Source organism: Microbacterium sp. CJ77, from assembly GCF_002911615.1.
In the GTDB taxonomy this organism is placed as follows: Bacteria; Actinomycetota; Actinomycetes; order Actinomycetales; family Microbacteriaceae; genus Microbacterium.
The window spans coordinates 47,819-68,720 of record NZ_PQBR01000006.1; the positions used below are offsets into that span (position 1 = coordinate 47,819).

Consider the following 20,902-nt stretch of genomic DNA (forward strand, 5'->3'; position numbering starts at 1 on the left):
ACCGGTGGCCCGGGATGCCGTGGCATCCGTAGTGACGAGCCGACCGTGTCGGAGTACTCCCCTTGGTGGTTCCACCCTATGGCGGTCCGCGCGGCGGTTCCTGGACGGATGCCGAGCGGTGTTGCGGGAGGAAAGATCCCGTACGACGATCAGCCGCGCGGGGGTGCATGTCCGAGTAACCTCGGCGCATGCACAGGCTGAACCGCGAAGAGGCGCGCCGTATCGCCGTGCGGGCGCAACTGCTGGACGCGGATCGCCCCGGGACCGGGCGGGTCAGCTCGTTGCTACGTCGATGAGCGCTTTGCCGACGAGCCCGCCTTCGACCGCGTCATGGGCAGGGGCGGTCTGGTCCAGGGCGAACCGCGTGATCGGCAGGCCGGCGTCTCGGCCGACGGGGAGCGCGCCGTCGCGGAGCGCGCCCGTCACATCATCGACAGCCGCGCCGATCGCATCCGTCCCCATCGTGTAGAGCAGCAAGAACTGGTACCGGATGTTGAGAGCGAAGTGCGTGCGGATGTCGATGCTCATCTGGGTTCCGCCGTCGGTCGCGTAGACGGCGACGGAGCCGTGGTTGGCCAGGACGGCGGCGTTCAGTTCGGCGTTGCGTGCGGGGGAGACTTCGACGACGATGTCCACCCCGTCGGGGGCCACCGCGCGGATCTCGGCGGCTGCGTCCTGCTCCCGATAGTTGACGACGTTGTGCGCCCCGGCCGCGGTGGCGAGAGCCGCTTTTGCGTCGGAAGAGACCGTTGTGACAACGGTCGCGCCGGCCCAGCGTGCGAGCTGGATGGCGGCGTGTCCGACCGCGCCCGCCCCACCCGCGACCAGCACGGTCCGGCCGGTGAGTGCTCCGGGGGCGAGCCGCGTCGGTCCTCCGTCGTGCACGGTGAGCGCTCGATGCGCCGTCAGCGCCGGCACGCCGAGCGAGGCGCCGACATCGAACGAGGCGTTGTCGGGCAGCCGCGCGACGAGAGTTGCCGGGAGGACGGTGTACTCCTGCGCCGTACCGGTGGGGCGGTCGAAGGCCGAGAGGAACATCCAGACGCGGTCCCCGGGCGAGTAGTCTTCGACACCGCTTCCGACGGCGTCGATGATGCCCGCACCATCCTGGTTCGGCGCCTGCTCCGGAAAGCGCGCCGGGGCGGGTGCGCCGCCCGCCCGGCTCTTCCAGTCCGTCGGATTGACGCCAGAAACGATCACGCGAACCCGGACCTCGCCGTTGCCGGGTTCGGGGATCGGCCTGTCGACCTCGTGGAGGACGTCGGAGTTTCCGGTCTGGGAGTAGACGATGGAGCGCATGATTCCGGCAACCCGTTCACGTTGTCGGGCATTCCCGTTGCGTGCTTCGGCCGCGGCGTTGGTTGTGTGAGCGGCCGGTTGGCGAAGATGTGGGAACTCTCATCTTTCGCGCTCTGATGTGGCGTGATTTCGGTGTTTTTCGGGCGTCGGATGTCGGTGGTCGTCCGTAGAGTTTCGAACATGCATTCGAACACACGTGTCGCGTCCGATGACGATGTCGATGTTGCCGCGCGTGATCTCGCGGTGCGGTTCGCCGAGGCGTCCCGGACGGTGGCGCGGGCGCAAGCCGCGCAGGCGCGGGTGTTGGCGGATGCGGCCGACCTCGGGATGCGGCGCGTTGCCGAGTTGGTGTCGGTCTCGTCGCGTGAGGCGGAGTTGCCGGTGCGGGCGTTGGCGGCGGAGTTGGGTGTCGCGGCGAACATGTCCGACCGGACGGTGCAACGCCGCATGAACGACGCCGCGGTGTTGGCCGAGGCGTTCCCGGCGACGTTCGACGCGTGGGATGCGGGCCGGGTCGGTGCGGGGCATGTTGCGGTGATCATGGAGCACGGGTTGCCGCTTGTGGATGCGGAGGCGCGGTCGGAGTTCGAGGCTGCGGCGTTGGTCCGGGCAGAGGGAACCACGCCCGGCTGTTTGGGGTCTGCGTTGGCGCGGCTCGCGGAATCCCTCCAACCCCGGTCGTTGGCGGAGCGCCACCGGGAAGCGCGTGCGTCGCGGGGTGCGTGTGTGCGGGACCTCGGGGACGGGATGGCGGAGTTCACCTCTGTGCAGCCCGCCGTCCTGGCGCATGCGATGCACGACCGGATCACGCAACAAGCGCGGGCGATCAAGAACGCCGACCCGGGTGATGTGAGGACGGTGGATCAGATTCGTGCGGACCTGGTCGCGGACATGCTGCTCACCACCACGCCGACCGTCGAAACCGGTGCCGGACTCTCTGACGGGTTCGGTGGGTTGGGTGCGATCCGGGCGATCGTGAACGTCACCGTCCCCGCCCTCGCTCTGGCCGGGGTCACGGATGAACCGGCCGAGCTCGCCGGGCGGTGCCCGATCGACCCCGCGACCGCCCGCGCTCTCGCCGGGCACGCGACGGGGTGGGAACGGGTCCTCGCCGACCCGATCACCGGGTGCGTTCTCGCCGTCGACCGATACACGCCGTCGGCGGACATGAAACGGTTCCTGCGCGTACGGGATCAGCGCTGCCGGTTCCCCGGGTGCCGGCAACCCGCACACCGATGCGACCGCGACCACACCCACGACTACGCCCTCGGCGGCGAAACCCGCACCTGCAACCTCGCGTGCCTCTGCAAGAGACACCACACCCTGAAAGGCGAAACAGGCTGGACCGTCCGACAACTCGGCGGCGGTGTCCTGGAATGGACGTCGCCGGGTGGGCACGTCTACATCGACAAACCACCCCCGGCAGTCCACTTCACCCCCAACACCGACCCACCACCCTTCTGATCGGCAGGTGGAGCCATGCCTTGCGGTCGCTGAGATCGATGGAGTGTCCCGTTGGGTTCACAACCCCTCAGGGAACCACCGCTAGAGCCCGTAGTCGGAGCGGAAGCTCTGCCAGAGCGCTGCGCTGCACGCCGCGACGACCTCGTCCCAGAGTTGCGTTGCGCCGTCTTGTGCGCGGTCCGAGACAGCCTTGATGATGCGCAGCGGCACCCCGAACTCCCCGGCGACATACGCGTAGGCGTACGCCTCCATGTCGACCAGCACGGCATCGAGCGCGCGGATGCGAACGACCGCCTCCGCGTCGTCGACGAAGATGTCGCCCGTGGCGATCGCGTGGCCCGGGTTCGACAGCTCTATGCGGGCCGGGAGCGAGACGTGCTGACCGACGATCCCGTCCAAATCGCTCACATCGTGCTGCAGGACGGCCCCGATCTCGTGAACGGCCGCCTCGACGTCGGGATCCAGCGCACCTGCGGTGCCGACGACCACGACCTCCGTGTAGTCACGAGCCGAGAGCGCACGCGTCAGGGCGACGGCGGCCTTCAGCTTGCCGGGCCCGGTCACCAGGCGGTCGAAGCCGTCGATCTGAGCGGGGAAGGCCACGAGTTCGGCATCCAGAGCCGCGACGAGAAGTCTCACGGTCACCCATTCTGTCCCGTCACGAGCGCGACACACGCATCCGGCAAGATGAGGCCATGGATATGGCCTATTTCTCCACCGGGTACTCGGTGAACCTTCCCGACTGGATCGCCGAAGAACTGCACGGCGTGCCGGATATCATCCCGGACCGTGCCGAACGGATGGCGCTCGTGCACCGTCTCGCCGATCGCAACTGGCGGGAGGGGAACGGCGGACCGTTCGCCGCGCTCGTCGCCGAGACCGACACGGGACGCATCGTGTCCGTCGGGGTCAACGTCGTCCTCGGCAGCGGCATCTCGTCGGCACACGCCGAGGTCACCGCGCTCGGCACGGCGCAGGCCCGTGTCGGATCCTGGGACCTCGGGGCCGAGGGACTGTCGCCCCACGAACTGGTCGTCAACTGGCGTCCGTGCGTGCAGTGCTACGGCGCCACCATGTGGTCGGGTGTGCGCACCCTCGTCGTCGCTGGTTCTGGTCCCGAGCTCGAAGAGATCAGCACCTTCGACGAGGGGCCGATGGTCGAGGACTGGGCTGAGCAGTTCGAGGCCCGCGGAATCGAGGTCGTGCAGGACGTGCTGCGCGACGAGGCCCTCGCGGTCTTCCGCGCCTACCGCGCGGCCGTCGACAGCGGCGGCATCGTCGTCTACAACGCCCGCTCCGGCGACTGAGGGTGGCGCGATCCACTGTTACGTGATCGGCCGGTGCGGGACATCCGCCCGCAACACGAGCGGACGTAGGCTGAGTCATGGCGCACTCAGACACCTCCCCTTTCGCGGGAGCCACCGGAACGATCGTCGCAATCGTCGGTTCTGAATCGGCGAGCGCGATCTCGACTCTCGAGGGCATCCCGGGAGTCGAGACCCTCTCGCTGCGGGATTCCGATCCCGCCACCGCCGCTCGCCGAATCTCGGCGTGCAGCACACCCTGGATCGTGCACGACGCCGATCCCCTCGAACACGTCGCGGCCGCGTGGGTCGAACTCTACGAGGAACGCGCGACGCTCGGCACGCTCGAGGTCGAGGTCGAGGCGGCGCTCGCCCACTTCGAGGAGGGCACGGCGCTGATGCCCGACTACTACATCGTGCTCGATCCGGACGCGGCCGACGACACGTGGCGGCACTGGTGGTGCGGCGCCCTCGGATTCCGGGCTCCGCGTCGGGTCCTTCCCGCGGCATCCCCGGCGACACCGGGTGACACCGCGTTCCGGCGGCTGCTTACGGCGCTGCCGACCTCGCGCCCGTGGCCCGAGCCCGTCACGTGGTTGCCCGGCCTGGCGTTCGAGATCCCCGACCGCGTGGGTCTGCGTGACCGGACGCCCGACGCGGACGCCGCGGCCTGAGTGCGCATCAGTCGGAGGCGAGCTCGGGCAGGGCCTGCCGTAGCTCGTCGAGCCAGGCCTGCGCGTTCCCATCCGAGGGTGCCCGCCAGTCGCCGCGCGGCGAGAGCGAGCCCGCGGCCGAGACCTTCGGTCCGTTCGGCAGCGCCGAACGCTTGAACTGCGCGAAAGCGAAATAGCGCTTCAGGAACACCTCGAGCCACCGCACGATCGTCGCCAGGTCGTAGGACAGCCGAGCGTCTTCGGGGAACCCCGGCGGCCAGCCCGCGGCATCCGGGTCCGCCCACGCCTCGTGCGCGAGGAAAGCGATCTTGGACGGCAGGAAGCCGTACCGCAACACGTGGAAGAGCGTGAAGTCGTGCAGCGCATACGGGCCGACGAGCGATTCGGTGGACTGCGTCGCGCCGTCCGCGTCGGCCGGCACGAGCTCGGGACTGATCTCGGTGTCGAGCACCGATTGCAGAACGGCGGCTTCCGCGGCGTCGACGCCCTCGCCCGCGGCGATGACCCAGCGGATGATGTGCTGGATGAGCGTCTTCGGAACTCCGGTGTTGACCGCGTAGTGGCTCATCTGGTCGCCGACGCCGTACGTCGCCCACCCCAGCGCGAGCTCCGACAGGTCGGACGTGCCGATCACGATCCCGCCGTTCTGGTTGGCGAGACGGAAGAGGTAGTCGGTGCGCAGGCCCGCCTGGACGTTCTCGAAGGTCACGTCGTAGACCGGTTCGCCGCCGCTGAAGGGATGCCCGATCTTCTCAAGCATCTCGTTGGCCGCGTCGCGGATGTCGATGGTCTCGATCGAGGCGCCGACGGCCTCGGCGAGGGCGATCGCGTTCGATTTCGTGTGGTCGCTCGTCGCGAAGCCGGGCATGGTGTACGCCAGGATGTCGGAGCGGGGACGACCCATCCGGTCCATCGCGCGCGCCACCACGAGCAGTGCGTGCGTCGAGTCGATGCCGCCGCTGACGCCGATGACCGGCTTCGGGCCGCCGATCGCCGTCAGGCGTTGGACGAGTCCCGTGACCTGGATGTTGAAGGCCTCGTAGCAGTCCTGGGCCAGGCGCGCGGGGTCGTCGGGCACGAACGGGAAACGATCGATCGGACGCCTGAGCCCCGTCTCGTGCGCGGGGACGCCGAGCGTGAACGGCACCGTCACGAATGCGCCGGTGCGTACCGCGTGCGTGCGGCGGTTGTCGTCGAACGTGCCCTGCCTGGCGCGATCCTGGCGGATCCGATCGAGGTCGACGTCCGCGACCGACCGGCGCGGGCCATCCGGGAAGCGCTCGGTCTCGGCGAGCAGCCCGCCGAGCTCGTAGATCATCGTCTGGCCGTCCCACGACAGGTCGTTGGTCGACTCGCCCTGACCGGCGGCGGCGTAGACGTAGGCCGAGAGGCAGCGGAACGACTGCGCTCGGCAGAGGATCGCGCGCTCGTCTGCCCGGCCGATCGTGATGGGGCTGCCCGACAGGTTGACCATCACGGTGGCACCGGCGAGCGCGGCCTCGGACGACGGTGGGATCGGAACCCACACGTCCTCGCAGACCTCCGCGTGCAGCACCAGACCCGGTAGGTCCTCGGCGGCGAAGAGCAGGTGGGGTCCGAACGGTGCCTCCGCGCCCGCAACCGAGATCCAGCGCGCCTCATCGCCGGTCAGTTCGTCGCCGGCCGCGTACCAGCGGCGCTCGTAGAACTCGCGATAGGTGGGCAGGTAGGACTTCGGCACGACGCCGAGCAGCTCGCCGCCGTGGATGACGACGGCGCAGTTGTAGAGCCGGTTGCGGTGCCTGAGCGGCGCGCCGACGACGAGCACGGTCATGAGATCGCGTGACGCCTCGATCAGACGCCCGATCGCGGCCTCGGTCGCATCCAGGAGGGCATCCTGCAGTACGAGGTCGTCGATGGCATACCCGGTCAGGCAGAGTTCGGGGAAGACCGCGACGGCCACGGCGTCGTCGTGGCATTCGCGGGCGGTCTCGAGAACAGCCCGGGCATTCGAGGCGGGGTCACCGATGCGCACCGGGATCGTGCACGCCGCAACGCGCGCAAAGCCGTGGCGGTAGGCGTTGCGGAACGGAAGGCCGTCGGTCATCACCCCAGTCTGGCACCCTAGGGTGGTCAGGATGAGTACGGCACCCCCGGAAGAGCCACCGCGCACGCGTGAGATCGCCCTCACCGAGCGGCATCGGTGGCGTGCCTACTGGGTCTGCGTCGGTGTCGCCGCCCTCACGATCCTCGACCTCAGCAAGGTCAACGTGGCCCTGCCCTCCATCGAGAAGGCGTTCGGCGCCGGATCGACCGAGCTGCAGCTCGTCGTGTCGGGCTACGTGCTGGCGTTCGGTCTGGCGCTCGTCCCGATGGGGCGACTCGGCGACCAGCGCTCGCGTCGCGCCTTGTTCATCGTCGGCCTCTCACTGTTCACGGTGACCAGCCTCGTCTGCGCTCTGGCGCAGGACGTCACCGTCCTGCTCGTCGCCCGGTTGATCCAGGGCGTTGCCGCCGGCATCCAGATGCCCCAGGTGCTGGGCCTGATCCAGCAGTTGTTCCGCGGGGCGGAGCGCGGCAAGGCGTTCGGTCTGTTCGGCGCGAGCATCGGGATTGCGACCGCCTTCGGGCCGACGCTCGGTGGGCTCGCCATCGCGATCGGTGGTCCGACCGACGGATGGCGCGGCATCTTCTGGATGAACGTTCCCCTGGCGCTGATCGCGATCGCCGCGGCGATCTGGCTGCTGCCGGCCACGCGGACGAAGTCGAGGCGCAAGCTCTCGCTCGACCCGGTCGGCATCCTGCTGTTCGGGCTCGCGGTCGTCTCGCTGCTCTGGCCCTTCCTCTTCACGACCGGCTCACCGACGGACGACCCGAACCGGTGGTGGCTGCTCGTTCCATCCGTGCTCTTCATCGGCACTTTCATCGTCTGGGAGCGGACATACCAGGCGCGGGGGCACCAGCCCCTCGTCCCGCTCGGGCTGTTCCGGGTCTCGTCGTACCGCAATGGCACGATCTTGGCGTCGGCCTACTTCGCCGCGCTTCCCGCGCTGTTCTTGCTGACCACGCTGTATCTGCAGGGAGGGGTCGGCCTCGAGCCGGTCTTCGCGGGCATGGTCACGATCGGATTCGCCCTCGCGAGCGCCCTGACCTCGTGGTTCGGCGGTCTGTGGGTCAACCGGATCGGTCGACCGCTCGTGGTGTGGGGGCTCGCGATCCTGCTGGCAGGCACGGCCGGGCTCGTTCTGGCGGCCCTCTTCGTGCCGTCGGGCGCCGTGATCTGGGTCATGGCGGCGATCATGGTCGCCGCCGGAGCGGGTGGCGGGCTCGTCGTCTCGCCCAACCAGACGCTCGCGCTCGCCGACATCCCGCCCAAACGCGGCGGCCTCGCGGGGTCGGTGAGTCAGCTCGGGCAGCGCATCGGAACATCCATCGGCACCGCCATCGCGCTCGCCTTCTTCTACGCGACGATCTACAGCGAAGGTGATTCCGTCCCCACGATCGTCGTCTATCACGACGCGTACGCGGTCGGGATGGTCACGGTCGGTGTCGGCATCTCTCTCGCATTCGTCGTCTCGCTGGTCGACCTGACGGCACGCACGAAGAAGTCCACGTAGTCCGATCGGCTGTCCGAGGCCGCGGGTAGGGTCGCAGACGGAGGGGACCCCGTGCGATACATCGAGAACGAAGGCCGACTGGTGACGAGCGCGAGCGACCTCAAAGCCGCGTCGGAATGCGAGTTCGCGTGGGTCCGTGCGATCGATGCGCGGCTGGGCCGCATCGAGCAGGTCGTCGAACCCGAAGATCTCACACTGGAGCGCGCGGCACGACTCGGCGATCGACACGAGCGGCGCGTGCTCGAGCGGTATCGGGAGGAGGATCCGGATGGCGTGGCCACCATCGCTCAGGTGTCGTCGGTCGATGCTCCGGCCCTGGCAGAAGCCGTCCGCCTCACGAACGCGGCGCTCGCGGACCCCTCCGTGCGCATCATCTATCAGGCGGCGTTCGCCACCGCCGACTTCGTCGGCTTCGCCGACTTCCTGATTCGGGACGAGAGCGGGCGCTGGCTGGTTCAAGACACCAAGCTCGCACGTCGTGCTCGCGTCACCGCGCTCATGCAGCTCGCGGCATACGTACAGCGGCTCGATGAACTCGGCGTGCCGCGGTCGGATCGCGTCGAGCTGTTGCTCGGCGATGGCACGACGAGCTCGCATCTCGTGGACGACATCCTGCCCGTCTATCACCTGCGCTACGCGCGCCTGGTCGAACTGATCGAGAGCCGTCACCTCGAGCGGGGTCCCGCCGATGCGCCCGCCGCCTGGGGCGACGACCGGTATTTCGCCTGCGGTCGATGTGCCACGTGCCAGATCGAGGTCGAGGCATCCCGCGACCTGCTGCTGGTGGCGGGCATGCGGCCGCTGCAGCGCACGAAACTCCGCGACGCCGGCATCCGCACCCTGGACGAACTCTCGGTCGCGCAGGCGCCGCCCGCGAAGATGAACGCGGACGTCTTCGGCCTGCTCCGCACGCAGGCGCAGTTGCAGCGTGCGTCCGAGATCGCGCTGGCGGACGCCCCCGATGGCGTGACTCCCGTGCCGGTGTACCGCGTGGTCGAGCCCGCGGCCCTGGCCGCGCTGCCGCCCGCGGATCCCGGCGACCTGTTCTTCGACTTCGAGGGCGATCCGCTCTACACCGAGGGTGTGGGCACGGAGTGGGGCATCGACTATCTGTTCGGCTGGGTCGACGAGCGCGAGAACTTCTCACGCCTCTGGGCGCACTCGTTCGACGAGGAGCGTGTCGCCCTCTCACGCTTCCTCGACTTCGTCGACCTGCACCGCCTGGCACATCCCGGCATGCACATCTACCACTACGCCCCGTACGAGCCGACGCATCTGCTGGCGATGGCCGCACGGCACGGCACGGGCGAGGCGCAGGTCGATCGGCTGCTGCGCGACGGTGTCTTCGTCGATCTGTACCCGATCGTTCGGCGTGCCCTTCGGGTCGGGTCGCGTTCGTACTCCATCAAGAAGCTCGAGCCGCTCTACATGGGCGACGAGACGCGGCAGAGCGATGTCCAGCGCGGCGACGAATCGATCGTCCGGTACGTCGAGGCGCGGATGCTCCAGGACGCCGGAGACGACGCGGGCGCCGAAGCGATCCTCGACGACATCGCCGACTACAACCGTTACGACTGCGTCTCGACGCGGCGTCTGCGCAACTGGTTACGCGACCGCGCGGACGAGGTGGGCATCGTCTCGGCCGCCGATCCCGAGCCCGATGGCGCCGGGTACGAGCCGTCGCCGCGTGCCGTCGCGCTGACCGCCCTCGCCGAGGGGGCTGATGCGGAATCCGCCGATCCAGATGCCCGGGCCCTGCGCCTCGGCGCGGCCGCGATCGACTACTACCCGCGCGAGGCGAAGAGCTTCTGGGCGACCCACTTCCTGCGGTTGCGTGAGCCCGTGTCGGTGTGGGAGCAGAGCCGCGATGTCGCGGTGCTGGACGCTTCGCGCTGCGAGGTCGTGGAGGACTGGCACCGGGCCGAGGGGCAACGGGTGGATCGACGCATCCTGCGCCTGCGCGGAGAACTCGCGCCGGGCACACGGCTGTCGGTGGGGAGCGAACCGTTCCTGCTGTACGAACTCCCGGCGCCTTTCGTCTTCGAGGCGTCGCCGCGGTGGCTGCATGCCGATCACCGCGGTCGCGTCCTCGAAGAACTCGAGGACGGTGCGCTCGTGGAAGAACGCGCCCGGGGCGGGTTCACCTGGGGCGAACTGCCGATCGCGATCACCCCCGCCGCGCCGCCGCGCGCCCTGTCGCAGCAAGTGGCGATCGACGAGTGGGCCGACAGCGTGATCGCGGCGAGCCCCGCTTTCCCCGCCGATCCGGCGACCGACCTGCTGCGGCGTCGTCCGCCGCGGCTGAGCGCGGGTCGGCCGGAACCAGCCGACGCGGCCGATCCCGTTCCGGCGATCGTCGCCACGCTCCGCGACCTCGACCGCAGCTACCTCGCGGTGCAGGGCCCCCCGGGTACGGGCAAGACGTATGTCGGATCACACGTGATCGAGCGTCTGGTGCGCGAACACGGCTGGAAGATCGGCGTCGTGGCCCAGTCGCACGCGGTCGTCGAGCACATGCTCGATCGGGTGATCGACGCCGGGGTGCCGGCCGCGCGGGTCGGCAAGGCGCCCAAGGACGACACCGCCGAGGTGCGGTTCACGCCGCTGCCCAAGAACGGCGTCGCGGCATTCGCGCACGAGCACGCCATGTCGGGGTTCGTGGTCGGCGGGACCGCCTGGGACTTCAGCCACGACGGTCGTTTCCCGCGCGGATCGCTCGACCTGCTCGTGATCGACGAGGCCGGGCAGTTCTCGCTCGCCTCGACGATCGCGGTGTCGGTCGCCGCGCAGCGACTGCTCCTGCTGGGCGACCCGCAGCAGCTCCCGCAGGTGAGCCAGGGAACGCATCCGGAACCCGTCGACACGTCGGCGCTCGGCTGGATCATGGACGGCTCGGCGGTGTTGCCCGATGCTCTCGGGTACTTCCTGCCCGAGAGTCGCCGCATGCATCCGCGCGTCGCCCTGCCGGTGTCGAACCTGTCGTACGCCGGGCGTCTCGCCTCCCACCCTTCCGCCGCTCTGCGCTCGATCGATGGCGTCGAGCCGGGGTTGCACCGCGTTCCGATCGCCCATCACGGCAACGCGACGGCGTCGGTCGAAGAGGCGGCCGCGGTCGTCGAGCTGGTGAGCGGGCTGATCGGATCGACGTGGACGGACCTGAACCGCGCCGGAGGGGAGGCGCGAGTCGCGCCTCCACGACCGCTGACGGCCGACGACATCATCATCGTCACGCCCTACAACGCGCAGGCGGCGACCGTCCTCGCGGCCCTCGCGGCGGCGCAGCTCCCGCCCGTGCGTGTCGGAACGGTCGACAAGTTCCAGGGCCAGGAAGCTGCGGTGTCGATCGTGTCGCTCGCGGCGTCGTCCGGGCGCGACGCGCCCCGGGGGCTCGAGTTCCTGCTGCTCGCCAACCGGCTGAACGTCGCGATCTCGCGTGCCGAGGTCGCGGCTTTCCTCGTCTACTCGCCGGGTTTGCTCGACGATCTGCCCCACACCCCCGAAGGGGTGGCGCGGCTCAGCGGTTTCGCTCGGCTGGTGTCGGATCCAGTCGCTGTGCCGCGGCCGTGACGAGATCGTCGACGGGCAGACTCGCATCGACCGCGAACCCGGCCTCGGTGGCCGCGAGGGGCTCGAGGGTCGCCAGCTGAGAGGCGAGCAGCGAGGCCGGCATGAAGTGGCCCTCGCGAGCGCCCGCGCGGATGGCGAGCACGTCCGCGGGTGCGTCGAGATGAACGAAGACGGCGTCGGGCGCGGCGGCCCGGATGGCATCGCGGTAGCGCCGCGCCAGCGCGGAGCAGGCGATGACGGCGCCGCCGGGCTGCGCGGCCAGGGCGTCGCCGACGCGCCCGAGCCACGGCATCCGGTCGGCGTCCGTCAGTGCGATGCCCGCCGACATCGACGCGACCGCGGCGGCATCGTGCAGATCATCGGCATCGAGGAACGGGATCCCCAGGCGCTCAGCGAGGGCCGCGCCCACGGTCGACTTGCCGACGGCCGAGACCCCCATGACGACGATGCGGTGGTTCATCCCCCCAACGCTAGCGCGGGCCCGCCACGCCGAAACGCACGCCTGCTGCGCCGGAGGGCGCGGATCCGCCACACTGATCGCATGAAAACCCGCATCCTGGCTCTTGCCGCCGCCGCTGTCTTCGCTACGTTCGCCCTCGCGGGCTGCTCGTCCTCGGGCGACAACGAGGTGATAGCCCCCGTCATCATGTCCGCTGAGGAGCTTCAGGGTGCGAGCGTCGAGCTTCGCGTCGGGCAGGCCCTCGACATCACCACGGGCGACCTCGCCGAAGACAGCTACTCGGCCGAGATCGCCGACACGTCGATCGTGACCTTCGAGAAGGGTGGCGAGCGCGACGGCGCGACGTTCAACCCGGGCCTGATGGCCGAGGCCGTGGGCGAGACCGAGGTGACGCTGACCAACGAGCAGGGTGGTATCCAGCCCGTCGAATTCACCGTGACTGTGGTCGCGAAGGAGTAGTTCGCGAAGGAGTAGGTCGCGAAGGACTAGACGGTTCCGTAGAGCCGATCGCCGGCGTCGCCGAGTCCCGGAACGATGTAGCCCTTCTCGTTGAGACGCTCATCGAGCGCACCCAGCACCAGGGTCACATCGCGTCCGGCGACCTGGCGCTCGATCGCCGCGACGCCCTCGGGGGCGCCGAGCAGGCAGATCGCCGTGACGTCCTGCGCGCCGCGCTGGAACAGGAACTCGATGGCCGCGCCGAGCGACCCGCCCGTTGCGAGCATCGGGTCGAGCACGAAGCACTGGCGGTCGCTGAGGTCGTCGGGCAGACGCTCGGCATAGGTCGAGGGCTCGAGCGTCTCTTCGTTGCGCACCATGCCCAGAAAGCCGACCTCGGCGGTGGGCAGCAGCGTGACCATGCCCTCGAGCATGCCGAGGCCCGCGCGCAGGATCGGCACGACGAGCGGACGCGGGTTGCCGATGCGGACACCCGTGGTCGTCGTGACCGGGGTCTGGATCTCGACCTCTTCGACCCGCACGGCGCGCGTCGCCTCATAGGCGAGCAGCGTCACCAGCTCGGAGGTGAGTTGGCGGAACACGGGCGACGGGGTGCGCTCGTCGCGCAACACCGTCAGCTTGTGGGTGATGAGGGGATGATCGGCGACATGCACACGCATAAGCACAGGCTACCGAGTCGTATGCTCGGGGCGTGACCGTCGAATCCCGGGGCATCTCGCCGACCGATGTCTCCGCCGCCGACCGCGCGGCGATGGCCCGCGCACTCGCGCTCGCCGGCGAGGCGGGCGCCGCGGGTGATGTCCCCGTCGGGGCCGTCGTGACGGATGGCTCGGGAGCGATCGTCGCCGAGGGCCGGAATGAACGCGCGCTGACCGGGGATCCGACCGCCCACGCCGAGGTGCTGGCGCTCCGGCGCGCGGCCGAGATCGCCGGATCGTGGAACCTCGAGGGTCACACGCTCGTCGTCACCCTGGAGCCGTGCGTGATGTGCGCGGGTGCGCTCCTGCAGGCCCGGATTTCGCGTCTCGTCTTCGGTTCCTGGGACGACAAGGCGGGAGCCGCGGGGTCGGTCTACGACGTCGTCCGCGATCGGCGGTTGCCCTACCGCGCGGAGGTCGTCGGGGGAGTGGAGGCCGAGGCATCCGCCGCGCTGCTGGGCGCGTTCTTCGAGACACGCAGGATGTCCGGCTCGAGGTAGACCACCCGCGCCGCGGGCACGGCCGCGCGGATGCGTTCTTCGATCTCGTCGATCGTGGCCGCAACCTCATCGAGCGTGTGATCGGCGGGGAAGCCGAGCTTCGCGGCGACCATCAGTTCGTCGGGGCCGAGGTAGAGCGTCTTCATATGGATGAGGGTGACGGGCGAGGCGCCGGATTCGATCGCGCGCAGAATCGCCGAGTGGTCGCCCTCGTTCGCGCCCTCGCCGACCAGGAGACTCTTGGTCTCGATGCCGAGGGTGATCGCGACGACGATCAGGAGCGTGCCGATCATCAGGGTGCCGAGCGCGTCGAACAGCGGATTGCCCGTGATGGCGGTGAGGCCCACACCGAGAAGTGCGAACACGAGGCCGATGAGCGCCGCGACGTCCTCGAGCAGCACGACAGGCAGTTCGGGGGCCTTGGCGTGCCGGATGAACGCCACCCAGGACTCGCCCTTGGCTCGAACGAGGTTGCTCTCGCGCACCGCGGTGCGAAGCGAGAACGACTCGAGCCCGATCGCGACGACCAGCACCGCGAGCGGGATCCAGACGTTCGTCACCTCGTGCGGGTGCGTCAGCTTCTCGACGCCCTCGTAGATCGAGAACAGCCCGCCGACCGAGAACAGGATGATCGACACGACGAAGGCGTAGACGTAGCGTTCACGTCCGTAGCCGAACGGATGCTCCTGATCGGCCTTCTTGCGAGCCTTCCGGCCGCCGAGCAGCAGCAGGATCTGATTGCCCGAGTCGGCGAGGGAGTGGATGCCCTCCGCAAGCATGGACGCCGATCCCGAGAAGAACCACGCGACGAACTTCGCGAGGGCGATGCCGAGGTTCGCGAGGAACGCGGCGATGATCGCCTTTCCGCCACCAGATGCACTCATGCCGCGCCGCCGCTCAGTCCGCGGACTTCAGGATGATCGCCTCGGTGGGCGGGGCGGGATCGGCGGGCTGATCGACGTAGCCGATCACGCGCAGCAGGGCGCGACGCACGTCCGCCGGGCGCTCGAGGTGCGGGGTGTGGCCCACGCCCGCGAGCGCGATCTCGGTCACGCTGCCGCCGTTGTCGGCGTACCGGGCGAGCACGTCGCGGGTCTGCGAGACCATCTGCTGCGCGGGTGCGATATCGGCACCCGGCCAGTCCGCGATCACGCCGGCCTCGCCGAGATACCCCGCTTCGAAGAACGACGTGTCGGACACGATGGCGTCGTCTTCGCCACGGATCCAGAGGATCGGGGGTTTCGGGTTCAGGTGGACGATTCCCGAGACATCGAAGTACTTCGGGGCGACGGCATTCATGACCCCGATCGCGCCCGGGGCGAAGCCGGGCCAGTTCTCCGACGCGACGGTCTCGCCCGGGTAGTTGCCGGTGGCGGTCGAGGTCGAGAGCATCGCCTCGACCCAGATGTCTTCGTGTGCGGACGTGTAGTCCGGTGCGACGTACGCGGCGCGGAACACGCTGCGGGGTGAGGTCGGGGCATCCGTCGACGTGTCGCGGGCGATCAGTCGCTCGACGAAATCGGGGTTCGCGACCCCCGCGCCCGTTCCGGCGTCGTCGTCGGTCAGCCGGGTGCCGTCGCGCCGCGTTCCCCCGAACCCGAACGGCGAGAGGGGGGATTCGAGCGTCAGGCTGAGCACCGGATGATCGAGGGCGTACTGCATCGCGACCGCTGCCCCGAGGGCCCAGCCGACCAGGTGCGCGGGCGTCGCCTCGAGCAGCGCCAGCGTGGCATGCAGGTCATCGCTGAAGTCGCGCACGCCCCGCGTGGCATCGACGGGCGCATTCTCGGTCGCGCCGAACCCGCGCAGGTCGACCGCGATGACGCGCAGGTCGCGCGGCAGATCCTGCATCAACTCCTGCCAGATCAGGCTCGACGACACCTGTCCGTGGATGAGCACGAGGGTGCGCTCGGGCGCCGTCGCCGCGTCGTCCTTCGTACGCTCGAGCACGTTCACCGTGAGCCGCGGGGTCTCGATCTGACGTGCGGTCATCCCGTCCAGAATCGTCATGATGTCCCTCTCCTCGGAGCCCTGTACTCAGACGCTGACTCCGAGCCGATCCTAGCCCGGTGACTCGTAGGATGACCTGATGGTCGACCACGAAGCATCCGTCCGTCCGCTCCCTCCCGTGGCGATTCTCGGCGCGGGATCGATGGGCGGCGCGATCCTGTCGGGTCTGCTCGCCTCGGGCACGCCCGTGCGCGGCGGGATCACCGTCACGAACCGGTCGCGCGAGAAGGCCGCCGCGCTCGCGGACCTGGCCGGGGTGACCTCGATCGCCCTCGCCGACGACGCCGATGGCAACGTGCGCGCTGTGCGGGATGCGGACATCGTGCTGATCGGCGTGAAGCCCGCGATGGTGCCCGCTCTGCTGACCGAGATCGCTCCGGCGCTCCGCCCGGATGCCGTCGTCGTCAGCCTGGCCGCCGGTGTCACGCTCGAGACCTTCGCCGGGGTGCTCGGAGCGGAGGTCGCCGTGATCCGCTCGATGCCGAACACCCCCGCGGTGGTGCGCAAGGCCGTCACGGGCATCGCATCGGGGACCGCCGTGACCGCCGAACAGGTCGACGCCGTCCGGCGCCTTTTCGAGACGGTCGGCGTGGTCGTCGAGGTGCCCGAAGAGCGGATCGATCCGCTGTCGACGATCTCGGGATCGGGCCCCGCCTACGTCTTCCTCCTCGTCGAGGAGTTCACCCGCGCGGCCCGCGACCAGGGGTTCGCCGAGGCCGAGGCGCGTGTGCTCGCCGAGCAGACGTTCATCGGCGCATCCGCTCTGCTCGCCGCATCCGGAGAGCTGCCCGCCGAGCTGCGTCGGCGCGTCACCAGCCCCGGGGGCACGACCGAGCGGGCGATCGCGGTTCTGCAGGAGGGCGAGCTCGGCGCCCTTTTCTCGCGCGCGGCCGACGCCGCCCTCGCCCGGGCCCGCGAGCTGGCCGCCGGGAGCTGAGTGGCTCGTCAGCGGTCGAGTGACGCGAAGCGCTCGATGTCGCTGTTGGTGCCCGACACGATGATCAGGTCGTGGTTCGTCACGACCGTGTTGGCCTCGGCGTAGCGGAACGGCTTACCGGGGCTCTTCACTCCCACGACGGTCACGTTGTATTTCGTCCGCACGCCCGACTGGTTCAGGCCGACGCCGCGGATGAACCGGGGCGGATACATCTTGGCGAGCACGAAGTCGTCGTCGAAGCGGATGAAGTCGAGCATCCGCCCGCTCACCAGGTGCGCGACGCGCTCGCCCGCCTCGCGCTCGGGGTAGATGACGTGGTTCGCGCCGACCCGCGCGAGGATCTTGCCGTGCGACTGCGAGACCGCCTTCGCCCAGATCTGGGGAACCTTCAGGTCGACGAGGTTCGCGGTGATGAGCACGGATGCCTCGATGCTCGAGCCGACGGCGACGACCGCGACCTGGAAGTCAGCCGCGCCGATCTGCGTGAGCGCGTCGATGTTGCGCGCGTCGGCCTGCACCGTGTGGGTGACCCGCTCGGACCACTTCTGCACGAGGTCGAGGCTCTCGTCGATCGCGAGCACCTCGCGATCGAGCCGGTCGAGTTCGCCCGCGCAGGCGGCTCCGAATCGGCCGAGGCCGATGACCAGGACGGGCGCGTCGCCGCGGATCTGCTCAACCAACGATGGGCCTTTCCACGGGCAGCGAGTAGAGCTGCGAACGGGATGTCGCGGCCACGGCCGCGGCGAGAGTCACTGTACCAATGCGGCCCATGAAGATGGTGAGGGCCATCACGTAGGCCGCCGGATCGGGAAGGTCCGCCGTCAGGCCCGTCGACAGGCCGACGGTCGCGAATCCGGAGATGACGTCGAAGAGCACCTCGGCGATCGGAGCCTTCGTGATCTGGGCGATCGTGATGGTCGACACCGCGACGATCGTCGCCCCCCACGCGACGACCGACAGCGCAACCCGCTGGACGTCGCTCGGGATGCGTCGGCCGAACGCCTCGACCGAGACGCGCCCCTTCGCCTCGGACCAGACCGCGAGGGCGAGTACGGCGAGTGTCGTGACCTTGATGCCGCCGGCCGTGGACGCCGAGCCGCCGCCGACGAACATGAGCATCGAGCCCACCACGAGCGACGAGCCGTTGAGCTCGCCGATGTCGACGACCGAGAAGCCGCCCGATCGCGTCATCGCCGAGAGGAAGAAGGCCTGGAAGACCGTGTCCCCGGCGTCCATCGATCCGAACGTCTTGGCGTTGTTGTACTCGAGGCCGAGGAACACGAGAGCGCCCGCCACGAAGAGCAACATGGTCGTGATGAGCGTGAGCTTCACGTGCAGCGACCACTTCTTGACGTGCCAGAGGTGCTTCGAGAGGGCGTAGATGACGGGAAAGCCGATGCTGCCGAGGAAGACGCCCATCATCAGCACGGTGAGCACGAGGTAGTCGTCGGCGAACGGCGTGAGCCCGCCCGGGTTGGGGGTGAAGCCCGTGTTCGTGAACGCCATCGCGGCGTAGAAGGGCGCCTCCCATAGAGCATCGAGCGGGGGAACCTTCGCGAGCAGCAGCGAGGGATAGAGCAGGGCCGCGATGACGGCCTCGATGACGAGCGTCGAGATCGCGACGGTGATGAGCAGCTGACCGACCTCGCCGAGCCGGACCGTCTGGCCCTCGTTCACGGGGCCGCCGTGCGCGCGCATTGGGTTGGTGTCGCTCGCGGCGATCAGCTTGGCGCGCAGCCCGAGGCGCTTCGAGATGATCAGGCCGAGGATCGAGGCGAGCGTCAGGACGCCCATTCCGCCGATGTTGACGCCGAGGAAGATGATCCCCTTGCCGATCGGCGACCAGTACGTCGCGATGTCGACGACGGTGAGGCCCGTCACGCAGATCGTCGACACGGCGGTGAAGAGCGCGTCGACGAGGGGCGCCTGCCGGCCGCTGGCGGAGGCGGCGGGAAGCGACAGCAACGCGGTGAAGATCAGGATGAGGGACGCGAAGACGAGGATCGCGAACCGCGCGGGCGACGAGGTGGTGAAGTCGCGCAGCACCTGACCGATGGACGTCAGTGCCCGGGTGGTCGACTGTTTCGTCCACAAGGGCCGCATCCTCGCCATGCAGCCGCCCCCTTCGCGCAGAACCTCCATCATGGTACTCGGGCCCTCGCGCGGCTAACCTATGGGGATGGCGGACATCTTCGACGTGATCGCGGACGGCACACGGCGGGAGATCCTGCAGATCCTGCTCGCTCGTTCCTCTTCGGGGGACGGTGGAACCAGCGTCTCGCAGATCGTTCATGAGCTCGGCGTCAGTCAGCCGACCGTGTCGAAGCACTTGAAAGTGCTGCGCGAGGCGGACCTCGTCACCGTGCGCGAAGAGGGACAGCATCGCTACTACAGCCTGCAGAGCACCCCGCTCGAGACCGTCGACGACTGGCTCGTCCCGTTCTTCATGGACGAGACCGACACCGAGACCCTCGTCCGGATCGGCTCGGGAGGGCTCCCCGAGCCCGCGGCTCACGCGGCGGAGTTCGTCGGCCGGGCCGCTGCATCCGCGAAGCACGCCGTGACGTCGGCGTTCCGCCGCCGCACGTAATCAGCGGCGCGTGTGACGCATCCGACCCGCTCGTCACACCCGTCTCACGAGTCACACGGGTTTACACACGTCTCCTGCCCCCCTAGAGTGTGCTGAGCGTTCGCGTTTGGGGAGAGAGTGGGGCGGTCAGATGGCCGAATTGCCGGACATGCGGTTCTTGACCGTTGCCGAGGTCGCCGAGATCATGCGCGTCTCGAAGATGACGGTCTACCGTCTCGTGCATGCGGGAGAACTCCCCGCCGTGCGTTTCGGTCGTTCCTATCGGGTCCCGGAGCAGGCGGTCACCGAAGCGCTCAGCCGCCCTCTCGACCTGGGCCGTCCCATCGCCGACGTCGGCTGACTGGTAGGCTGTTCCGAAGGCTCTGTTCGCGGGGCCTGTTCCCGGGCCCTCCGCACGCATCGCGGACGGCGCCCACCCCTGACATAGTGAGGTCCTCCGTGGGTTCTGTCATCAAGAAGCGCCGCAAGCGCATGGCGAAGAAGAAGCACCGCAAGCTGCTTCGCAAGACTCGCCACCAGCGCCGCAACAAGAAGTAAGCGGCTCGGGGACTCCGGTCCCCACACGCCGAGCGCCTGTCCCCTGGACGGGCGCTTCGTGTTTGCGCCCCCGGCAGCAGTCATCCGTTCATCTCGAGGCGAAGGACAACCGGCCATGAAGTCGATCACCGTTCAGCAGCTGCACGAGCGCGGCGACGTGCCGCTCATCGATGTGCGCGAAGAAGACGAGTTCGCCGCGGGGCACGTCCCGGGCGCCGTCAACCTCCCCATGTCGAAGTTGGGTGATCTGCTCGACCAGCTGCCCGCCGAGCCGTTCGATGTGATCTGCCAGGCCGGCGGGCGGTCGGCGCGCGTCGTCGAGGCGCTCGAGGCCCGTGGTTACGAGCCGACGAATGTCGAGGGCGGCACGGGCGAGTGGATCGCGGCGGGCTATCCCACCGAGCGGTGAGCGCGTGCTGAGCAAGACCTGATCCGACGCTATCCACAGCGGCGCCGGGGCATGAGAATCCGTGCCTAGGATGATTTCGTGCCCACAATCACCGTGATCGGCAAGCCCGACTGCCATCTCTGCGACGTCGCAGAAGGGGTCGTCGAGCGCGTGCTCGCCGATCTTCCCGAACGCGTTGCCGATCGGGTGGAGGTCGTCGAGAAGTCGATCCTCGACGATCCGGCACTGTATGAGCAGTGGTGGGAGAAGATCCCCGTGGTGCTCATCGACGATCGCCTGCACGCGCACTGGCGCGTCGCTCCCGATCGGTTGCGTGAGGCACTGCTGGACGCCGACGACAAGAGAGCCGCCGGCGCCCGCGCGAGTGCCGAGGAAGTCGCGCTCTAGCGATCGGACCC

The 20,902-nt window shown here is 69.2% G+C and carries 22 protein-coding genes; 13 read left to right on the top strand and 9 right to left on the bottom strand.

What is annotated here, in order from left to right; translation table 11 throughout:
- Positions 1-273 precede the first annotated feature (273 nt).
- Positions 274-1,299: an NADPH:quinone reductase gene (locus C2868_RS00895; RefSeq protein ID WP_100812012.1), complete on the bottom strand. Its 1,026-nt coding sequence runs from the start codon at positions 1,297-1,299 to the stop codon at positions 274-276.
- 180 nt (positions 1,300-1,479) lie between these two features.
- Here C2868_RS00895 and C2868_RS00900 point away from each other — a divergent pair, with 180 nt between their 5' ends.
- On the top strand, positions 1,480-2,763 hold the full coding sequence (locus C2868_RS00900; RefSeq protein WP_157813980.1) for an HNH endonuclease signature motif containing protein: 1,284 nt from the start codon (positions 1,480-1,482) through the stop codon (positions 2,761-2,763).
- Positions 2,764-2,844: 81 nt separating this feature from the next.
- Here C2868_RS00900 and C2868_RS00905 read toward each other — a convergent pair whose 3' ends face one another.
- Positions 2,845-3,402 carry a nucleosidase gene (locus C2868_RS00905; RefSeq protein ID WP_100812179.1) on the bottom strand — a complete coding sequence of 186 codons (558 nt, stop codon included), beginning with the start codon at positions 3,400-3,402 and terminating at the stop codon, positions 2,845-2,847.
- Between the two features lie 56 nt (positions 3,403-3,458).
- Here C2868_RS00905 and C2868_RS00910 point away from each other — a divergent pair, with 56 nt between their 5' ends.
- The gene (locus C2868_RS00910) at positions 3,459-4,070 is read left to right on the top strand and encodes a nucleoside deaminase (protein WP_181003312.1); all 612 of its coding nucleotides are present in this window, start codon (positions 3,459-3,461) and stop codon (positions 4,068-4,070) included.
- A 77-nt stretch (positions 4,071-4,147) separates the two neighbouring features.
- Positions 4,148-4,741 carry a hypothetical protein gene (locus C2868_RS00915; RefSeq protein WP_100812010.1) on the top strand — a complete coding sequence of 198 codons (594 nt, stop codon included), beginning with the start codon at positions 4,148-4,150 and terminating at the stop codon, positions 4,739-4,741.
- A gap of 7 nt (positions 4,742-4,748) precedes the next feature.
- On the opposite strand, the gene C2868_RS00920 is transcribed toward C2868_RS00915, so the two are convergent.
- Positions 4,749-6,827 (bottom strand): NAD(+) synthase, encoded by a 2,079-nt coding sequence (locus C2868_RS00920; protein ID WP_100812009.1) that lies wholly within the window; start codon positions 6,825-6,827, stop codon positions 4,749-4,751.
- 31 nt (positions 6,828-6,858) lie between these two features.
- On the opposite strand from C2868_RS00920, the gene C2868_RS00925 reads away from it, so the two are divergent.
- On the top strand, positions 6,859-8,337 hold the full coding sequence (locus C2868_RS00925; protein WP_100812177.1) for an MFS transporter: 1,479 nt from the start codon (positions 6,859-6,861) through the stop codon (positions 8,335-8,337).
- Between the two features lie 51 nt (positions 8,338-8,388).
- Complete coding sequence (locus C2868_RS00930; protein ID WP_103662775.1) at positions 8,389-11,904, top strand: bifunctional RecB family nuclease/DEAD/DEAH box helicase; 3,516 nt, start codon at positions 8,389-8,391, stop codon at positions 11,902-11,904.
- On the opposite strand, the gene C2868_RS00935 is transcribed toward C2868_RS00930, so the two are convergent.
- Positions 11,852-12,364 carry a gluconokinase gene (locus C2868_RS00935; protein WP_103662776.1) on the bottom strand — a complete coding sequence of 171 codons (513 nt, stop codon included), beginning with the start codon at positions 12,362-12,364 and terminating at the stop codon, positions 11,852-11,854. The genes C2868_RS00930 and C2868_RS00935 overlap by 53 nt on opposite strands.
- An 81-nt stretch (positions 12,365-12,445) precedes the next feature.
- Here C2868_RS00935 and C2868_RS00940 point away from each other — a divergent pair, with 81 nt between their 5' ends.
- The gene (locus tag C2868_RS00940) at positions 12,446-12,823 is read left to right on the top strand and encodes a hypothetical protein (RefSeq protein WP_103662777.1); all 378 of its coding nucleotides are present in this window, start codon (positions 12,446-12,448) and stop codon (positions 12,821-12,823) included.
- 26 nt (positions 12,824-12,849) lie between these two features.
- On the opposite strand, the gene upp is transcribed toward C2868_RS00940, so the two are convergent.
- Positions 12,850-13,482 carry a uracil phosphoribosyltransferase gene (upp, locus tag C2868_RS00945; protein ID WP_100812005.1) on the bottom strand — a complete coding sequence of 211 codons (633 nt, stop codon included), beginning with the start codon at positions 13,480-13,482 and terminating at the stop codon, positions 12,850-12,852.
- Between the two features lie 92 nt (positions 13,483-13,574).
- On the opposite strand from upp, the gene C2868_RS00950 reads away from it, so the two are divergent.
- Positions 13,575-14,021: a nucleoside deaminase gene (locus C2868_RS00950; protein ID WP_103663040.1), complete on the top strand. Its 447-nt coding sequence runs from the start codon at positions 13,575-13,577 to the stop codon at positions 14,019-14,021.
- Here the strand turns inward: C2868_RS00950 and C2868_RS00955 are convergent.
- Together C2868_RS00955 and C2868_RS00960 are read right to left on the bottom strand one after the other, a co-directional pair.
- Complete coding sequence (locus C2868_RS00955) at positions 13,925-14,905, bottom strand: cation diffusion facilitator family transporter (protein WP_103662778.1); 981 nt, start codon at positions 14,903-14,905, stop codon at positions 13,925-13,927. The two genes, C2868_RS00950 and C2868_RS00955, sit on opposite strands and share 97 nt — an antisense overlap.
- 13 nt (positions 14,906-14,918) lie before the next feature.
- Positions 14,919-16,031, bottom strand: coding sequence for an alpha/beta hydrolase (locus C2868_RS00960; RefSeq protein WP_103662779.1), 1,113 nt, complete (start codon positions 16,029-16,031; stop codon positions 14,919-14,921).
- A gap of 79 nt (positions 16,032-16,110) precedes the next feature.
- Here C2868_RS00960 and proC point away from each other — a divergent pair, with 79 nt between their 5' ends.
- Positions 16,111-16,968: a pyrroline-5-carboxylate reductase gene (proC, locus tag C2868_RS00965; protein ID WP_100812002.1), complete on the top strand. Its 858-nt coding sequence runs from the start codon at positions 16,111-16,113 to the stop codon at positions 16,966-16,968.
- A gap of 8 nt (positions 16,969-16,976) precedes the next feature.
- Here proC and C2868_RS00970 read toward each other — a convergent pair whose 3' ends face one another.
- Both C2868_RS00970 and C2868_RS00975 read right to left on the bottom strand, forming a co-directional pair.
- Complete coding sequence (locus tag C2868_RS00970; protein WP_100812001.1) at positions 16,977-17,648, bottom strand: TrkA family potassium uptake protein; 672 nt, start codon at positions 17,646-17,648, stop codon at positions 16,977-16,979.
- Positions 17,641-19,062, bottom strand: coding sequence for a TrkH family potassium uptake protein (locus C2868_RS00975; protein ID WP_232711305.1), 1,422 nt, complete (start codon positions 19,060-19,062; stop codon positions 17,641-17,643). Before C2868_RS00975 ends, C2868_RS00970 begins: the two co-directional genes overlap by 8 nt.
- A gap of 85 nt (positions 19,063-19,147) precedes the next feature.
- On the opposite strand from C2868_RS00975, the gene C2868_RS00980 reads away from it, so the two are divergent.
- From C2868_RS00980 to C2868_RS01000, 5 genes are all read left to right on the top strand, one after another.
- A complete protein-coding gene (locus tag C2868_RS00980; RefSeq protein WP_100812000.1) occupies positions 19,148-19,558 on the top strand; it encodes a helix-turn-helix transcriptional regulator in 411 nt (136 codons plus the stop codon).
- A gap of 130 nt (positions 19,559-19,688) precedes the next feature.
- Positions 19,689-19,898: a helix-turn-helix domain-containing protein gene (locus C2868_RS00985; protein ID WP_100811999.1), complete on the top strand. Its 210-nt coding sequence runs from the start codon at positions 19,689-19,691 to the stop codon at positions 19,896-19,898.
- 98 nt (positions 19,899-19,996) lie between these two features.
- Entirely contained in the window at positions 19,997-20,095 is a 99-nt protein-coding gene (locus C2868_RS00990; protein WP_003792170.1) for a 30S ribosomal protein bS22, read from the top strand.
- Positions 20,096-20,210: 115 nt separating this feature from the next.
- A complete protein-coding gene (locus tag C2868_RS00995; protein ID WP_100811998.1) occupies positions 20,211-20,504 on the top strand; it encodes a rhodanese-like domain-containing protein in 294 nt (97 codons plus the stop codon).
- Between the two features lie 78 nt (positions 20,505-20,582).
- On the top strand, positions 20,583-20,891 hold the full coding sequence (locus C2868_RS01000) for a glutaredoxin family protein (RefSeq protein WP_103662780.1): 309 nt from the start codon (positions 20,583-20,585) through the stop codon (positions 20,889-20,891).
- The last annotated feature ends 11 nt before the right edge of the window (positions 20,892-20,902 follow it).

What these genes read in the sequence shown, in the direction of transcription:
- C2868_RS00940 (WP_103662777.1), top strand. Translation starts at nt 12,446, where the DNA reads ATGAAAACCCGCATCCTGGCTCTTGCCGCCGCCGCTGTCTTCGCTACG.
- upp (WP_100812005.1), bottom strand. Translation starts at nt 13,482, where the DNA reads ATGCGTGTGCATGTCGCCGATCATCCCCTCATCACCCACAAGCTGACG.
- C2868_RS00915 (WP_100812010.1), top strand. Translation starts at nt 4,148, where the DNA reads ATGGCGCACTCAGACACCTCCCCTTTCGCGGGAGCCACCGGAACGATC.
- C2868_RS00895 (WP_100812012.1), bottom strand. Translation starts at nt 1,299, where the DNA reads ATGCGCTCCATCGTCTACTCCCAGACCGGAAACTCCGACGTCCTCCAC.
- C2868_RS00955 (WP_103662778.1), bottom strand. Translation starts at nt 14,905, where the DNA reads ATGAGTGCATCTGGTGGCGGAAAGGCGATCATCGCCGCGTTCCTCGCG.
- C2868_RS00985 (WP_100811999.1), top strand. Translation starts at nt 19,689, where the DNA reads ATGGCCGAATTGCCGGACATGCGGTTCTTGACCGTTGCCGAGGTCGCC.
- C2868_RS00935 (WP_103662776.1), bottom strand. Translation starts at nt 12,364, where the DNA reads ATGAACCACCGCATCGTCGTCATGGGGGTCTCGGCCGTCGGCAAGTCG.
- C2868_RS00980 (WP_100812000.1), top strand. Translation starts at nt 19,148, where the DNA reads ATGGCGGACATCTTCGACGTGATCGCGGACGGCACACGGCGGGAGATC.
- C2868_RS00925 (WP_100812177.1), top strand. Translation starts at nt 6,859, where the DNA reads ATGAGTACGGCACCCCCGGAAGAGCCACCGCGCACGCGTGAGATCGCC.
- C2868_RS00950 (WP_103663040.1), top strand. Translation starts at nt 13,575, where the DNA reads ATGGCCCGCGCACTCGCGCTCGCCGGCGAGGCGGGCGCCGCGGGTGAT.
- C2868_RS00995 (WP_100811998.1), top strand. Translation starts at nt 20,211, where the DNA reads ATGAAGTCGATCACCGTTCAGCAGCTGCACGAGCGCGGCGACGTGCCG.
- C2868_RS00910 (WP_181003312.1), top strand. Translation starts at nt 3,459, where the DNA reads ATGGATATGGCCTATTTCTCCACCGGGTACTCGGTGAACCTTCCCGAC.
- C2868_RS00900 (WP_157813980.1), top strand. Translation starts at nt 1,480, where the DNA reads ATGCATTCGAACACACGTGTCGCGTCCGATGACGATGTCGATGTTGCC.
- proC (WP_100812002.1), top strand. Translation starts at nt 16,111, where the DNA reads ATGGTCGACCACGAAGCATCCGTCCGTCCGCTCCCTCCCGTGGCGATT.
- C2868_RS00960 (WP_103662779.1), bottom strand. Translation starts at nt 16,031, where the DNA reads ATGACGATTCTGGACGGGATGACCGCACGTCAGATCGAGACCCCGCGG.
- C2868_RS00920 (WP_100812009.1), bottom strand. Translation starts at nt 6,827, where the DNA reads ATGACCGACGGCCTTCCGTTCCGCAACGCCTACCGCCACGGCTTTGCG.